16 protein-coding genes and 1 tRNA gene are annotated in these 13,593 nt (G+C 61.4%); 4 read left to right on the forward strand and 13 right to left on the reverse strand.

All coding sequences use genetic code 11. The annotated features are described in order from the left end of the window. Positions 1-179: 179 nt before the first annotated feature. From C7446_RS10270 to C7446_RS10295, 6 genes are all read right to left on the reverse strand, one after another. On the reverse strand, positions 180-437 hold the full coding sequence (locus C7446_RS10270) for a hypothetical protein (protein WP_121173014.1): 258 nt from the start codon (positions 435-437) through the stop codon (positions 180-182). Further along, entirely contained in the window at positions 434-703 is a 270-nt protein-coding gene (locus C7446_RS10275; RefSeq protein ID WP_121173015.1) for a helix-turn-helix transcriptional regulator, read from the reverse strand. The genes C7446_RS10270 and C7446_RS10275 overlap by 4 nt, the downstream gene beginning before the upstream one ends. A gap of 215 nt (positions 704-918) precedes the next feature. Then, positions 919-1,161 carry an ogr/Delta-like zinc finger family protein gene (locus C7446_RS10280; RefSeq protein ID WP_121173016.1) on the reverse strand — a complete coding sequence of 81 codons (243 nt, stop codon included), beginning with the start codon at positions 1,159-1,161 and terminating at the stop codon, positions 919-921. Positions 1,162-1,289: 128 nt separating this feature from the next. Then, positions 1,290-1,679: a RidA family protein gene (locus C7446_RS10285; protein WP_121173017.1), complete on the reverse strand. Its 390-nt coding sequence runs from the start codon at positions 1,677-1,679 to the stop codon at positions 1,290-1,292. A gap of 36 nt (positions 1,680-1,715) precedes the next feature. After that, positions 1,716-2,906, reverse strand: coding sequence for a tyrosine-type recombinase/integrase (locus C7446_RS10290; protein WP_121173018.1), 1,191 nt, complete (start codon positions 2,904-2,906; stop codon positions 1,716-1,718). A gap of 166 nt (positions 2,907-3,072) precedes the next feature. Further along, positions 3,073-3,149 (reverse strand) — tRNA-Arg (locus C7446_RS10295). Between the two features lie 173 nt (positions 3,150-3,322). On the opposite strand from C7446_RS10295, the gene thiM reads away from it, so the two are divergent. Further along, positions 3,323-4,189: a hydroxyethylthiazole kinase gene (gene thiM / locus C7446_RS10300; protein WP_121173019.1), complete on the forward strand. Its 867-nt coding sequence runs from the start codon at positions 3,323-3,325 to the stop codon at positions 4,187-4,189. An 18-nt stretch (positions 4,190-4,207) separates the two neighbouring features. On the opposite strand, the gene rep is transcribed toward thiM, so the two are convergent. The 4 genes from rep to pyrE form a co-directional block, all read right to left on the reverse strand. After that, the gene (rep, locus tag C7446_RS10305; protein ID WP_121173044.1) at positions 4,208-6,259 is read right to left on the reverse strand and encodes a DNA helicase Rep; all 2,052 of its coding nucleotides are present in this window, start codon (positions 6,257-6,259) and stop codon (positions 4,208-4,210) included. A gap of 185 nt (positions 6,260-6,444) precedes the next feature. After that, positions 6,445-6,915: a tRNA (uridine(34)/cytosine(34)/5-carboxymethylaminomethyluridine(34)-2'-O)-methyltransferase TrmL gene (gene trmL / locus C7446_RS10310; RefSeq protein ID WP_121173020.1), complete on the reverse strand. Its 471-nt coding sequence runs from the start codon at positions 6,913-6,915 to the stop codon at positions 6,445-6,447. A 73-nt stretch (positions 6,916-6,988) separates the two neighbouring features. After that, a complete protein-coding gene (locus C7446_RS10315) occupies positions 6,989-7,543 on the reverse strand; it encodes a YfaZ family outer membrane protein (protein ID WP_121173021.1) in 555 nt (184 codons plus the stop codon). 28 nt (positions 7,544-7,571) lie between these two features. Beyond that, positions 7,572-8,225 carry an orotate phosphoribosyltransferase gene (gene pyrE, locus C7446_RS10320; protein WP_121173022.1) on the reverse strand — a complete coding sequence of 218 codons (654 nt, stop codon included), beginning with the start codon at positions 8,223-8,225 and terminating at the stop codon, positions 7,572-7,574. Between the two features lie 86 nt (positions 8,226-8,311). Here pyrE and C7446_RS10325 point away from each other — a divergent pair, with 86 nt between their 5' ends. Then, positions 8,312-9,073, forward strand: a complete 762-nt coding sequence (locus C7446_RS10325; protein ID WP_121173023.1) for an exodeoxyribonuclease III — start codon at positions 8,312-8,314, stop codon at positions 9,071-9,073. 89 nt (positions 9,074-9,162) lie between these two features. Here C7446_RS10325 and rph read toward each other — a convergent pair whose 3' ends face one another. Continuing rightward, entirely contained in the window at positions 9,163-9,885 is a 723-nt protein-coding gene (gene rph, locus C7446_RS10330; protein WP_121173024.1) for a ribonuclease PH, read from the reverse strand. Positions 9,886-10,012: 127 nt separating this feature from the next. On the opposite strand from rph, the gene C7446_RS10335 reads away from it, so the two are divergent. Both C7446_RS10335 and C7446_RS10340 read left to right on the forward strand, forming a co-directional pair. Then, complete coding sequence (locus C7446_RS10335; protein WP_121173025.1) at positions 10,013-10,876, forward strand: YicC/YloC family endoribonuclease; 864 nt, start codon at positions 10,013-10,015, stop codon at positions 10,874-10,876. Between the two features lie 310 nt (positions 10,877-11,186). Beyond that, positions 11,187-12,449, forward strand: a complete 1,263-nt coding sequence (locus C7446_RS10340) for a tyrosine-type recombinase/integrase (RefSeq protein WP_342768366.1) — start codon at positions 11,187-11,189, stop codon at positions 12,447-12,449. A 125-nt stretch (positions 12,450-12,574) separates the two neighbouring features. On the opposite strand, the gene C7446_RS10345 is transcribed toward C7446_RS10340, so the two are convergent. Then, on the reverse strand, positions 12,575-13,009 hold the full coding sequence (locus tag C7446_RS10345) for a hypothetical protein (protein ID WP_147408748.1): 435 nt from the start codon (positions 13,007-13,009) through the stop codon (positions 12,575-12,577). Beyond that, positions 12,972-13,511, reverse strand: coding sequence for a hypothetical protein (locus C7446_RS16310; RefSeq protein WP_147408749.1), 540 nt, complete (start codon positions 13,509-13,511; stop codon positions 12,972-12,974). The genes C7446_RS10345 and C7446_RS16310 overlap by 38 nt, the downstream gene beginning before the upstream one ends. Positions 13,512-13,593: the final 82 nt, after the last annotated feature.

Below are 13,593 nucleotides of genomic sequence, written 5' to 3' on the forward strand. Positions count from 1 at the left end.
CAAATGAGACGTGACAGCGGTAGTCATTGCGGTATCCTGTAGCGGTCCTCGACGATGTTCCGAAAGCCCCGTGGCCCCCACCTGCGGGGCTTTCGCCGTTTTCAGCGCAGAGTTCCCCCAACCCGCCCGATGCGAACGCCGGGCAGCGGTCAATGCCATGTCAGGGGGGATCGACGCGCCTAGCAGTCCGTCTCGGTATCGGGACCGCGACGCAGATCGGTGAGGCGTTGAATGGTGGCGCGATGAGTCATGTGGCTGGGCCGGCTCTCGTCGCCTTCGCGGTGGCGGATCACCGAGACGAAGCGCTCGCTGCCACCACGCACGATCTCGCGGCCGGGCATGTTGGTCGCGCCGGTCAGCGCGGAATCCATCGCCGCCATGTCGGCTTCGGTGAAGTCGATGGACTGTTCGCCAATGGTCAGGGTAAAGCGAGTCATGCGCGGGCCTCCTTCTCTTGCTGGGTCAGGGTGCGATTGCGCAGCGCCAGCCGGCTGGCGATCCAGCTGTCCACTTCCTCTTCCAGCCAGGCCACGCTGTTGTCACCGATCGGCACCGGTGCAGGAAAGGTGCCATCGCTGACACCGGCGTAGATCGCCGAACGGCTCTTGCCGGTCTTGCGCTCCACTTCCTTCCGGCGCAGCAGGCGGTTGCCCAGCTGGATGGTCTCGACGGGTCGATAACCCCGTGTAGCGGTCGTGCTCATGATTGGTGCGGCTCCCTGTGCTGATTGGTCCGGCGGGCGGTGACCGCCGGGGACAGGGATAGACTGCCGGGGATCGGAGAGGCGTTCGAGCGATGCGAGTTGTAGAAATCGGTTTTACAAGATGTTGGGCGAAATCCGTTTCCAAGCGGTATTGACCCATGAAAAAACCGCGACCCTTTCGGATCGCGGTTTCAGATCATCATGGTGGGAAAGGATCAGGTGCTCTCGGCGGTACACTGCCAGGGAACGTGCTCGGCCAGCTTTTCCTGATAGTTCGGATTGGGACGGCCACTCGGGCTGAGGGTGGCGGTCACTACGAATTCGGCCCGGGCCTTGGCCCTACAATCGGGATTCCGGCACTCCAGATACAGCTTGCGGTAGTCCGGATGCAGCTGCTTGCTGGTGCGAATGCGCATCCGGTCACCACAGTATCGGCAATCAAAATCGGTCGAGGACATCGATGCTCCGGTCGGCAGGGAAGGTAATGCTTCGGACTTCAGGGACAGTCCTGACAGTTTTCGAAACAGTATATTAGCCGGCCATTGCCATATATCCCGGAGAGATGTGTAAGCGTCACTCCTACACCTCAGGTAACGGCAGTGGCCTCCATCTCGATCAATACCTCGGGATCGGCAAGTCCCTGAACGATACAGACTGAATTGGCGGGTGGCTGCTCTCCGAAATGGCGTTTCAGCAGCGCCCGTACTTCAGATACATCCTGCTCGCGGCAGATGAACGTGGTGAGCTTGGCAATGTCACTCAGCTTCGCATCGGCACTGGCGAGCACCGCTTCAAGATTGCTGACGACCAGATCGCCCTGAGCGGCAAAATCTCCCTTGCCCTGCAATTCTCCGGAGGTATCCGCCGGTACCTGACCGGAGCAAAACAAAAACCTACCGGGCCGCTTCACTTCCACGCAATGGGTATAACTGCTGAACGGTTCATGAACATTGGGGGGATTGATATGGCGTTTCATGGAGCACTTGTTGATCTGATAACAGCACCATGATGATCAGTCCTTCCCTATCGAGTAAAGCCGATCCGCCCATGCCTGCATCATCGCCGGCCGCTGCTCCGGGGCCATATGTTCGGCATGGGTATAGACGCCCTGAATCCCCGGCAGCTTGTGCGATAGCTGCATCTCGATCCATTCGCCGGGATAGCCCATCTCCTTGAGTCCGGTGGCCACCATATGGCGTGTGCCGTGGGGTACATGCCGGCCTTCGAATCCCATTCGCTTGAGTGCCATACCAAAGGCAGCATCCGATATCGGCTGCATGGTGTTGTTGCGACCCGGAAACAGCAGACCATAGCGCCCTGTCAGACGATGCAGCTCGCCTAGCGTCTCGATAGCCTGACGCGGTAATGGAACCTGATGGGGTCGCGCCATTTTCATGCGCTCAGCAGGGATCTTCCAGATAGCAGCTTCGAGATCGAACTCTTCCCAGCGAGCCCAGCGCAGCTCACCGGGGCGCACAGCGGTCAGCGTGAGCAGCTTGAGCCCCAGTTTGATCAGTACGCTTTTATCATACTGCTCAATGGCTTGGATCAGTTCCGGAATTTCAGCCTGTGAGACGTGCGAAAAGCTTTCGCCCCGGTGTTTCTGAAGCGCCACGCCCAGATCGGTCAAAGGATTGTAAGTTGCACGACCCGTGACGATGGCAAAGCGGTATACATCCCGGCACATCGAGTGAATATTCCGCTTCTGCTCGAACTTGCCGGCTGCTTCCAATCGCTTGAGGATTGCCAGCCATTCGAGAGGCTTGATGCCGTCGATGGCTCGGTTTTCCACATGAGGTAACACATGTAGCTCCAACGCTCCCCAGCTCTGTTTGGCTCGCTTGGAACTGGCTTTCCAGCGTAGCGCCATGGTGTCGTGCCACTCGCGAGCGATGGCCGCGAAGGTATTTTCCGTCGCGTAGAGCTGTTCCCGCTTGTCTTCGCGACGCTGCTCGACCGGATCGATGCCCTGCGCCAGCAGCCGGCGCATGTCTGTGCGCTTCTCCCGGGCCTCTGCCAGCGTTAGCTCGGGATAGCTACCCAAGCTCATGACATTGCGCTTGCCGTTGGGTCGGGTATAGCGAAAGCGCCAGCCCTTGCTGCCCCTGGGCGAGATCACGAGTTGTAATCCTGAACCGTCGGAGAGGGTCACGACTTTGGTGCCTGGCTTGGAAGCTTCGATTTTTCTGACAGTTAGAGCCATGGTGGTATAGCGAGCATCTTCGAACAGCGGTATATGCCAATAGCTATACCACTTTCAAGCTGGATCGGAAAGGAATGCTCTGGAACCCTTGAGAACCAAAACCCGCGTATTTCAAGACTTTAGCGATGGTTTGGAGGACTGCTCAAGACTGCTTGGGAAGGTAGGATGGCCCGCCCTATAGGATTCGAACCTATGACCTTTGCCTCCGGAGGGCAACGCTCTATCCAGCTGAGCTAAGGGCGGAACGCGCATTATCCTACGATGCACAGGCGCTCATGTCCACCGGGGGGCGCCTTCGATTTTGCCATTCGGCCGCGATCGGGGGTGCCGCGGCCGACCGAGGCAGAGGCGCCAGCCCCCGGACTATACTGGAGCGGGTCCGGTTACATTGCGTTCTGCCGATTCATGGAGCCCTCATGGCCTACAGCTGCGCTGCCCGTCTGCCCTGCCGCGAAACCCTCGCAACCGCCCATCAGCGGCTGAATGCCCGCAACCCGCTGGTGCACTGTCTGACCAACCCGGTCACCGCCCACTTCGTCGCCAATACCCTGCTGGCGATCGGCGCCTCGCCGGTAATGGCCGATCATCCCGACGAGGCCGGTGAGGTCGCCCGCCAGGCCGATGCGCTGCTGATCAACCTGGGCACGCCGAGCGATAGCCGGCTGGCGGCAATGCAGCGGGCAACCAGGGCCGCCCGCGAGGCCGAGCGCCCCTGGGTGCTCGACCCCATCGGTGCCGGCGGCCTGCCCCGGCGACGCGAGCTGGCGCTGGAGCTGATGCAGCATCACCCCGGCGTGATTCGCGGCAACGCCTCGGAGATCCTCGGGTTGGCGCAGCAGCACAGCGGCGGTCGCGGCGTGGACAGCGCCCACACCCCGCGCGAGGCGCACCAGGCTGCCCACGAGCTGCTCTCCCGGGCCGGGGGCGTGGCGATCTCCGGGGCGAGCGATCAGCTTTTCGGTATGGCGGAGCAGGCCGGGCAGCCGCGCCCGCTCTGCATGACGATCGAGGGCGGCAGTCAGTGGCTGCCGCGGGTAGCCGGCACCGGCTGCGCCCTGGGGGCGATGGTTGCGGCCTACGCGGCCGTTTGCACCGATCTGCCCACCGCCATGCTGGCGGCCCACCTGCACGCGGCCGCTGCCGCCGAGCGCGCCGAGGCCAGGGCCCACGGCCCGGGCAGCTTTGCCACGGCCTGGCTGGATGCGCTGGCCAGTGTCGAGCCGGCCCGGCTGATGGAGAGGCGGGTGAAGATCCACTGGCTGGACGACTACGGCCGGCACTGAGCCCGGGGCCGACCGGGCTCAGCCCAGCAGCGATCTGAGCCCGGCGATTGCTTCCTGGCCGCGCTCGCGCTTCTGCTCCGGATCCTCCTTGTCCGGCCGGCCGAACCACGCCAGATCCTCCTCCGGCAGCTCGTCGAGAAAGCGGCTCGGCGTGCAGTCCATCATCTCGCCGTAGACCTTGCGCTGCTTCGCCAGCGTCAGGGTCAGGCTCTGGCGGGCGCGGGTAATGCCGACATAGGCCAGCCGGCGCTCCTCCTCGATGGTGTTGGCCTCGATCGAGTTGCGGTGCGGCAGCAGCTCCTCTTCCAGCCCCATCACGTAGACGTGCGGAAACTCGAGCCCCTTGGAGGCGTGCAGGGTCAACAGCTGCACCTTGTCGGTGTCATCCTCCTGAGCCTGCTGGTCGAGAATGTCGCGCAGCACCAGCCGGGAGATGGCCGCCTCGACGTCGTCGGTCTCCTCGCTGGCCTCATCGCCCTCCTCGGTGCCGCGCTGCATCGACTGCTCGAGCTGATCGATCAGCGTCCAGACGTTGGCCATGCGCTTCTCGGCGATCGCCGGGGAGCTGGCGTTCTGCACCAGCCACGCCTCGTAGTCCATCTCCTGGAACATCTGGCGGATCGCGGCGATGGCCTCGCCCTGATCCATGCGGCGGCGAATCCCCTCGAGAAAGTGGTTGAAACGCCCCAGCCGCTCGACCGCCTTCTCGCCGAGCACATGGCTCAGGCCCAGCTCGCTGCAGGCAGCAAACAGGCTGACCCGACGCTCACCGGCATAGTTGGCGAGCTTCTCCAGCGTGGTCGGGCCGATCTCGCGGCGCGGCACGTTGACGATGCGCAGAAAGGCGTTGTCATCGGCCGGATTGATCAAGAGCCGCAGGTACGCCATGGCGTCCTTGATCTCGTTGCGGGAGAAGAACGAGGTGCCACCGGAGATCTTGTAGGGAATCTGGTAGTGCTGCAGCTTGAGCTCCAGCAGCCGCGCCTGGAAGTTGCCGCGATAGAGCACGGCGAAATCCTTCCACTTCGCCGACTGCTTGATCCGCCCGGTGAGGATCTCGGTCGCCACCCGCTCGGCCTCGGCCTCCTCGTTGCGGGTCATGATGATGCGGATCGACTCGCCGAGCCCCTTGTCCGACCAGAGCGTCTTCTCGTAGACGTGCGGATTGTTGGCAATCAGGGTGTTGGCGGCGCGCAGGATCACCGCGGTGGAGCGGTAGTTCTGCTCCAGCTTGATGACGTTGAGCCCGGGAAAATCCTCGCCCAGCTGCACCAGGTTCTCCGGCCGGGCGCCGCGCCAGGCGTAGATCGACTGGTCGTCATCGCCGACCACGGTGAAGGTCTGGCGCTCCGCCATCAGCATGCGCACCAGCTGGTACTGGCTGGAGTTGGTGTCCTGGTACTCGTCGACCAGCATGTAGTGAATCCGCCGGCGCCACTTTGCCAGCACGTCGGGATGGCGCTCGAACAGGGTCGCCGGCAGCATGATCAGGTCATCGAAATCGACCGCATTGTAGGCACGCAGGTGGCGGGTGTAGTGCTCGTAGACCCGGGCACAGAACGCCTCATCCTCGGTTTCGGCGTGCGACAGCGCCGGGCCGGGCAGGATCAGATCGTTCTTCCAGCTGGAGATCTGCCCCTGCACGCGGTTGATCTGATCGGCATCGACCTGGGCGTCCTTCTGCATCAGCTCGCGCAGCAGTACCCGGGCGTCCTCGGGGTCGAACAGCGAAAAGCCCGAGCGCAGCCCTAGCGTCTTCAGCTCGGACTTGATGATGTTGAGGCCGAGGGTATGGAAGGTCGAGACCGTCAGGCCATGGCCGCTCTTGCCCGGCAGCATCGAGCTCACCCGCTCCTTCATCTCGCGGGCGGCCTTGTTGGTAAAGGTCACCGCGGCAATGCGCCGGGCGCTCATGCCGCACTCCTGGATCAGCCAGGCAATCTTGGACGTGATCACGCTGGTCTTGCCGGAGCCGGCGCCGGCGAGCACCAGACAGGGGCCGTCGATGTATTTCACCGCCTCGCGCTGGCGCGGGTTGAGACCGGCAATGCGTTCGCGAATATCGGACATGGAAAACAACCGGAGTGGACAGGGCCAGGGATTCAGCCAGAGCGCATGATACACCCTGAAGCCGGCGTTGCAGATGAGGAACAGCGACGCCATCGCGCGTGATTTCACCCGGAGGGCGCGATAAACACCACAGCGAGCTCAAGCCGATGAAGATCGCCACGCGCCGACTGCAGGGTTGATTGAGCTCAGAGCGGCGCAGCACCTTCGAAACCGAGCTGACGCCAGGCCTCGAAGACCACCACGGTGCAGGCGTTGGAGAGATTGAGGCTGCGATTGTCGGGGCGCATGGGGATGCGCAGGCACTGCTCGCACGGCCAGGCCTCCAGCATTGCCTGCGGCAGGCCGCGGCTCTCGGGGCCGAACACCAGCGCATCATCGGCCTGGTAGCGCACCTCGTGATGATGCCGCTGCCCACGGGTGGAAATGAACCACAGCCGGGGCGGGGCCACGGTCGTCAGAAAGGCGTCGAAATCGGCGTGACGCTGCACCCGCGCCCATTCGTGGTAGTCGAGCCCGGCCCGCCGGAGACGGGTATCGTCGAGCTCATAGCCCAGCGGTTCGATCAGATGGAGGCGAAAGCCGGTATTGGCCGCCAGCCGGATGATGTTGCCGGTATTGGGCGGAATCTCGGGCTGGTAGAGCACGATATCGAGCATGACGGTGCTTCCGGGGTTACCACGACAACGGGCCCGGCACTGCCGGGTCCGTCGATGATCGCGCAGTGGCGGTTCAGAAGCCCACGGAGACGCCGATCACCGGGCTGCTGGAAATCGTCTTGTCGCCATGGCCGTCGAAGTCGGAGTGGATGGAGCGATAGCCGACATAGCCGTAGGTGTTGGCCACCAGGTTGGCGCGCGCCTGCACCCCGTACTCGTAGCTTTCGTTGACATCGCCGTGCGACAGGCCATCCGGCTGGTAGTAGCCGTAGCCGCCGACGCTGACGCGCGGAATCGGCGTGGGCGCGAACACATGGCCGGTAATGCCGGCACCGCCGCCGTCGCCGTAGTCGGAATCAAGATACTGATAGCGGCCGCCGATACCGACATCGAGCCCGGGCAGATAGGGCGAGAACATCAGCTGGGCGTGATAGGCGTTGGTATCGCCATCATTGTCGTCGCTGTAGAAGTAGCCGAGGCTGCCGGTAAAGCCGGGCGCCAGCGACTGGCTCGCTTCGGCGCCGCCGCCATGGGGGGAAGCGTTGGCGTTGAGGCTGACCGCATGTGCGCCGGTGGTTGCTGCAGTCAGCGCAAGGCCGCTCATGGCCAGCAGAAGGGTTCTGTTCATGGTGATGGGTCCATCGAGTGTAATGAATTCAGGACGACACCCCGTAACGGGTGCGATAATCACGAATTGCGTCCGCATGACCTGCCAGTTCAGTGCCTGCGTGCCGCTCCAGATATTCTAGTATCTGATCAAGGGTAATGATGGGAACGACCGGAATGCCATACTGCTGCCGGACGTCCTCGATGGCACTGGTGTCGCCCTGACCGCGCTCCTGGCGATCCAGTGCCACCACGACCCCGGCCGCTTCGGCCCCGGCACCCTCGATCAGGGCCATCGACTCGCCGATGGCGGTACCGGCGGTGATCACGTCATCGATGATCAGCACCCGGCCCGCCAGCGGGGCGCCGACCGTTCGGCCGCCCTCGCCGTGATCCTTGGCCTCCTTGCGGTTGAAGGCATAGGGCAGGCTGCGACCATGGTGATCGGCCATGGCAACGGCCGTGGTGGTAGCCAGCGGGATGCCCTTGTAGGCGGGGCCGAAGATCAGATCGAAATCGAGTCCGGAGCGTTCGATGGCACTGGCGTAACAGCGGCCCAGCAGGGCCAGCGCCGCGCCACTGTGAAAATGGCCGGCGTTGAAGAAGTAGGGGCTGACTCGGCCGGACTTCAGGGTGAACTCGCCAAATACAAGCGCCCTTTCGGCTATGGCGAACTCGATGAACGCGCGCTGATCTTCATGCATTCGCTACCACCTTTTTATAACCGGGCCCTTTACCCAAACGTATAAAGCTCGGGTATCATACACGCGCGAAAATTCAGGGACCATGTATGAAAATCGCCAGTGTCAACGTCAACGGTATTCAGGGAGCCGTCGAGCGCGGCTTCCTCGACTGGCTTGCCGAGCAGGACGCCGACATCGTCTGCGTGCAAAACCTCAGAGCCAAGAGCTTCGAGCTCGACGAGTCCATTCTTTACCCGGAAGGGTATGAAGGCTACTTCCTCGATGCCGCCGAGGACGGCTTTGCCGGGGTAGGCCTGTACTGCCGCAAGATCCCCAAGGCCATCATGTATGGTCTCGGCTTCGAGCAGTGCGACAACGAAGGACGCTTTCTGCAGGCGGACTACGACCGCTTCAGCGTGGCCTCCTTTTTGATGCCCGATGATCCGCACGCCAAGCAGCGCTTCATCACCAGCTACAGCGACTACCTCGGCAAGCTGCGCCGCAAGCGCCGCCAGTACATCATCTGCGGTAGCTGGTACATCGCCCACAAGACCATCGATCTGGCGCACTGGTCGGAGCACCAGAGCTCGCCGGGCTTTCGTCCCGAAGAGCGCGCCTTCATGGATCAGGTGTTCGGCCCGATGGGCTTTGTCGACACCTTCCGCGAGGTGGTGCGCGACGCCGGCCACTACACCTACTGGCCGCTGCTGGCGCAGGATACGCCGCGTCATCGCCAGGACGGCTGGCGGACCGATTATCAGATCACCGGCCCGGAACTGGCAAAGAGCGTGACCGACGCCTGGATCGACCGGGAAGCGACCTTCTCGGAGTACGCGCCGCTGATCGTCGAGTACGACCTCTCGCTCTGAGCCCGATCGTCGCTCCCTGAACACGCCGAAGCCCGATCGCAGCACCTCGCTGCGACCGGGCTTCGTTATGAGAGCGCCAGCCGGCGTGACTAGTCACGCACACCCAGCGCCTCGCGCTGCTTCTCGAAGATCTGGCTGCAGCCGGCTTCGGCCATGTCCAGTAGCGCATCGAGTTCCCGGCGCGAGAACGCCGCCTGCTCGGCCGTGCCCTGCACCTCGATGATGCCGCCGTCCTCGGTCATCACCACGTTCATGTCGGTATCAGCCGCGCCATCTTCGTCGTAGTCGAGATCGGTAACCGGCTCGCCCTTGTAGATCCCCACCGAGACGGCGCTGACCAGCTGCTTCAGCGGATCGGTGGTGATCTGCCGGCTGCGCTGCAGATGGCGCAGGGCATCGACCATCGCCACGCAGCCGCCGGTGATCGCCGCGGTGCGGGTGCCGCCATCGGCCTGCAGCACGTCGCAGTCGATGGTGATGGTGTACTCGCCGAGCTTCTTCAGATCGATCGCCGCGCGCAGGCTGCGCCCGATCAGGCGCTGGATCTCCACGGTGCGCCCGCCCTGCTTGCCGCGCGCCGCCTCCCGGCCGCCGCGGGTGTGGGTGGCGCGGGGCAGCATGCCGTATTCGGCGGTCAGCCAGCCCTGGCCCTTGCCGCGCAGCCAGCGCGGCACGCCCGTCTCGACGCTGGCGGTGCACAGCACCCGGGTTTCGCCGAAGGTCACCAGCACCGACCCTTCGGCATGGCGGGTGAAGCCGCGGGTCAGGGTGATTTCACGCGTCGCTTCGGGATGTCGTCCGCTGGGTCTCATCACTCTCTCTCGTCAGGGCATGAAAATATCCGCCCATTGTACACCGCCACGCCGCTCGGCGAGGCCGATCGTTCATCGCCACCGGGCATCGGGTACACTGGCCCCTCGTCCAACCGCAGGAGTCACCATGGTTCGCAGCATGACCGCCTTTGCCCGCCAGACGCTCGATGCCGACTGGGGCAGCCTTGCCATCGAACTGCGCAGCGTCAATCAGCGCTATCTCGATCTGCACTTCCGGCTGCCGGAGAGCCTGCGCGAACTGGAAGCGCCGCTGCGCGAGCGGCTGCGCGGCCGGCTCTCCCGCGGCAAGGTGGAGTGCACCCTGCGCCTGACCACCAGCGAGCAGCCGCACGACTTCGCCGTCGACCGCGCCGGGCTCGAGCGGCTGGTCGCGGCCCTTACCGAGGTGCGCCGGGTGGCGCCGGAGGCCGCCATGCCGAGCGCACTGGCCCTGCTTGATCACCCCGGGGTCTCCCGCGCCGGCGGGCCGGATGGCGATATTCTGCGCGAGGCGGCGCTCGGACTGTTCGACACCACGCTCGCCGATCTCGACCACGGCCGCGCCCGCGAAGGCGAGCGCCTCGCCGAGCTGATCCGCGAGCGGCTGGCCGGCATCCGTGAACAGGTCGCCGAAGTGCGCGCCCACCTGCCCGCGGTGCTGGAGCGCCAGCGCACCCAGATTCTCGAACGGCTGGAGAGCGTGAAGGCCGAGCTCGACCCCGCCCGGCTGGAAGCGGAAATGGCACTGATCGCGCAGAAGTCGGATGTCGCCGAGGAGCTCGACCGGCTGGAAACGCATGTTCGGGAGGTCGAGCGTCAGCTCGGCCAGAAGGGTCCGATCGGCCGCCGACTGGATTTTCTGATGCAGGAGCTCAACCGCGAGGCCAACACGCTCTCCTCCAAGGCGGCGGTGACCGACACCACCCGCTGCGCGGTGGAGCTGAAGGTGCTGATCGAACAGATGCGCGAGCAGATTCAAAATATAGAGTGATGTCCATCCTCATCTACACAGCAACACAATATACTGTTTTTAATAAAAATTTCCTGAATGGTTGTCTATAGCTGTCTACAAAAATCTAGCTTAAGCCAGCTCCAGGTGGGGAGTACAATGGGGAGTAAACCAGTGTACTACCCACCATAAGGCTCGATTTTCCTATGAGTACCCCCCACCTCAAACGCTCACCCTTGGACTGGAGAACCCCGCCCAGGGAAACAAGCCCTGCGCCAACCTGGCAGAAAAAACTGTGTAAACATGCTCTTGATGGGGTACGCCCTACTCTAGTCGCTACAAATTCAAACAAATGTTTCAAATTTTTTATGGCACGCTGGAGAAGGAGCTAATGGGCAGCTTTACCGCCAAGAAGGTCCAGTCCCTGATCAAGGACGGAACACCGGGACGCTACAGTGACGGCAACGGCCTGTACCTGATGATTCCAATGAAGGGCATGCCCTACTGGATGCTTCGATACACGTTCGCCGGAAAGCGGCGTGAGCTGACGCTGGGCAAGTATGCGCAGCTGTCTTTGGCTGAAGCTCGTGAGCAGGCTATAGAGTCACAGAAGGCTATCCGCAACGGTATCGACCCCGTCGAAGAGCGCAAGCGCGAAGAAAAGGTCACCATCAATACCGTCCAGGATCTCTTCACCGATTGGCACCAAGATTTGGAGAAACGCCTCAAGCACCCCCACATCCCCAAGCGAATTTTCGAAAAAGAGGCCGCACCTTCCATTGGCCACCTAGCATTGGGTGACGTCACCCCCATGGAGGTACGCTCAATAATCCGGAAGGTAGCCGATAGCGGTCGCCCGACCACTGCGAACGACACCTTGATGTACCTGAAGCAGCTTTTTAATCACGCCGTTAAATTGGGCCTGCTCACCTATAATCCGGCCACCGCCTTCAACGTCAGCGATGCAGGTGGTGTTGAGAAAAGCCGCGACAGGGCCTTGGGCCTTGATGAGGTTTATCAGGCTTTTCAAGTCTTCCGGGAAAACAGCGATAGCTTCAGTCGCGACAACTATCTTGCCTGCGCCCTTCTGCTTACTCTGGGGGTACGTAAAACGGAACTGATCGAAGCCCAGTGGGCTGAGTTCGATTTGGAGAACCGGCAGTGGGAGCTATCTGGCGAACGTAGCAAGTCAGGTGTCGGGATCAGAATACCGCTTCCACCACAGGCTATCGCCTGGCTGAATGAGCTCCAGATCCGCGCCTGCGGATCGGTCTACGTCTTTCCTAATCGCCGCAGTAGCAAGCAGCCCCATATGGGCAAGGACACACTGAATCGCGCCATTGCCAAGCTGTTCGGCCGAGAGCCAGGCAAAAAACCGCAGCCGGAGAACAGGATGGGCAATCTTGCCGAATTTACGGTACACGACCTACGGCGTACCTGCCGCAGCTTGCTGGCTGCCGCTGGCGTACCAGGGCATATCGCAGAACGATGCCTGAACCACAAGCTCAAGGGCGTAGAGGGTATCTACGACCGTTACGACTACTTTGAAGAACGAAAGGAGGCCTTGACCAAAGTGGCAGAGCTGGTTGCTCCCATCATTGATAAAGATAAGTAAAAATCGCACACGATCTAAGCATCAATTTATAATCGGCATAGGGGCACATCAAGGCTAAAGGCGCCTCCCGCAGAGATCGCTACAACCCACTCACGTCTCAGAATACTGGTCTTCAATAAAGTATTTTAGTTTGCCGACAGCATCTCAATCACCATCTTGAATTTGCGCCCAACAATTATAAAATGTATGAAAGATAAGGTCAGTAGTGCCGTAGCGATCGCAACCACATAACGCTGATAATCACCGACAACGAAGTGCCCTGCCAGTGCTACCACGATCACCGCAAGCCACAAGATAACGGTAGTCAATATCTCCCGAACCAAGCCTTTGAAGTGGCCAGAGCGACGGAGGTTTTGAAGGAAAGGGCGATCAGCTGCTGAGACTAACATAGAAAGTGAAGCCATCATGAAACCGATCAGAGTTCCAGACAAAGCAACCATGGTGGTAGCGGTGAGCCTTGCATCTTCAATAACGCAGAGCCCTTTAAACGCGGCTGAGCCCACGGCGACAGGAATCACTAAATTAACTATTGCGGTTCTCAGGACGGCCAATAACGCCATAGATCGCATCCCGCTGCTCTTCGAACGCAGAATTGAGTGCTGCATAAATTGACCTCCTCACCGGATATTTACCTGCCATGGTGACACTTTGCACCGAGGTAATACGATCTTCCATGAGATCGATAGGATGCTCAATGCCGTCTTCCTCAAGTTTGACACGAACAGTTCGTGCGTAGCCGCTGCGCATTAAAGCTGTAACCGCTCCTTTCATTCTAGCAGACAGCTGGCTCTTTTCTTCTTCATTACTCCGGCTGTCGGAAGTAATAGATAGGGCCACGCTCGAGCCACCGGCAATTGCCATCTGTTCCATCAAACTATGAGTCCATTTATCTTCAGGAAAGAGATCCGGATTCGTAGGCCTAGCAAAACTTACACGCATTGAGCGCATCTCAGCTTCGCCGCGCATAAGCCTCTCCACTGCGTCACCTTGTAGAACCGGATCAAAGGTCAAAACTTCACCTGCCTGTTCAGTAATGTAACGCCCTAGGGAATCGCTGATCAATTCGTCTCTGAGCGGTTGAAGGGCTCAGAGTGGCACAACCATCGCGTCAGCGATCATTTTCTGACCACCTCAGGTGGTCCGT

The organism is Kushneria sinocarnis (genome assembly GCF_003633775.1).
Lineage (GTDB): Bacteria > Pseudomonadota > Gammaproteobacteria > Pseudomonadales > Halomonadaceae > Kushneria > Kushneria sinocarnis.

Excerpts from the sequence above, each read along its gene's own strand:
- C7446_RS10345 (WP_147408748.1), bottom strand. The coding sequence starts at position 13,009 with ATGGCGTTATTGGCCGTCCTGAGAACCGCAATAGTTAATTTAGTGATT.
- pyrE (WP_121173022.1), bottom strand. The coding sequence starts at position 8,225 with ATGCATGAAGATCAGCGCGCGTTCATCGAGTTCGCCATAGCCGAAAGG.
- thiM (WP_121173019.1), top strand. The coding sequence starts at position 3,323 with ATGGCCTACAGCTGCGCTGCCCGTCTGCCCTGCCGCGAAACCCTCGCA.
- C7446_RS10280 (WP_121173016.1), bottom strand. The coding sequence starts at position 1,161 with ATGTCCTCGACCGATTTTGATTGCCGATACTGTGGTGACCGGATGCGC.
- C7446_RS10270 (WP_121173014.1), bottom strand. The coding sequence starts at position 437 with ATGACTCGCTTTACCCTGACCATTGGCGAACAGTCCATCGACTTCACC.
- C7446_RS10285 (WP_121173017.1), bottom strand. The coding sequence starts at position 1,679 with ATGAAACGCCATATCAATCCCCCCAATGTTCATGAACCGTTCAGCAGT.
- C7446_RS10335 (WP_121173025.1), top strand. The coding sequence starts at position 10,013 with ATGGTTCGCAGCATGACCGCCTTTGCCCGCCAGACGCTCGATGCCGAC.
- C7446_RS10340 (WP_342768366.1), top strand. The coding sequence starts at position 11,187 with ATGTTTCAAATTTTTTATGGCACGCTGGAGAAGGAGCTAATGGGCAGC.
- rep (WP_121173044.1), bottom strand. The coding sequence starts at position 6,259 with ATGTCCGATATTCGCGAACGCATTGCCGGTCTCAACCCGCGCCAGCGC.
- C7446_RS10290 (WP_121173018.1), bottom strand. The coding sequence starts at position 2,906 with ATGGCTCTAACTGTCAGAAAAATCGAAGCTTCCAAGCCAGGCACCAAA.
- C7446_RS10325 (WP_121173023.1), top strand. The coding sequence starts at position 8,312 with ATGAAAATCGCCAGTGTCAACGTCAACGGTATTCAGGGAGCCGTCGAG.
- C7446_RS10315 (WP_121173021.1), bottom strand. The coding sequence starts at position 7,543 with ATGAACAGAACCCTTCTGCTGGCCATGAGCGGCCTTGCGCTGACTGCA.
- C7446_RS10275 (WP_121173015.1), bottom strand. The coding sequence starts at position 703 with ATGAGCACGACCGCTACACGGGGTTATCGACCCGTCGAGACCATCCAG.
- trmL (WP_121173020.1), bottom strand. The coding sequence starts at position 6,915 with ATGCTCGATATCGTGCTCTACCAGCCCGAGATTCCGCCCAATACCGGC.
- rph (WP_121173024.1), bottom strand. The coding sequence starts at position 9,885 with ATGAGACCCAGCGGACGACATCCCGAAGCGACGCGTGAAATCACCCTG.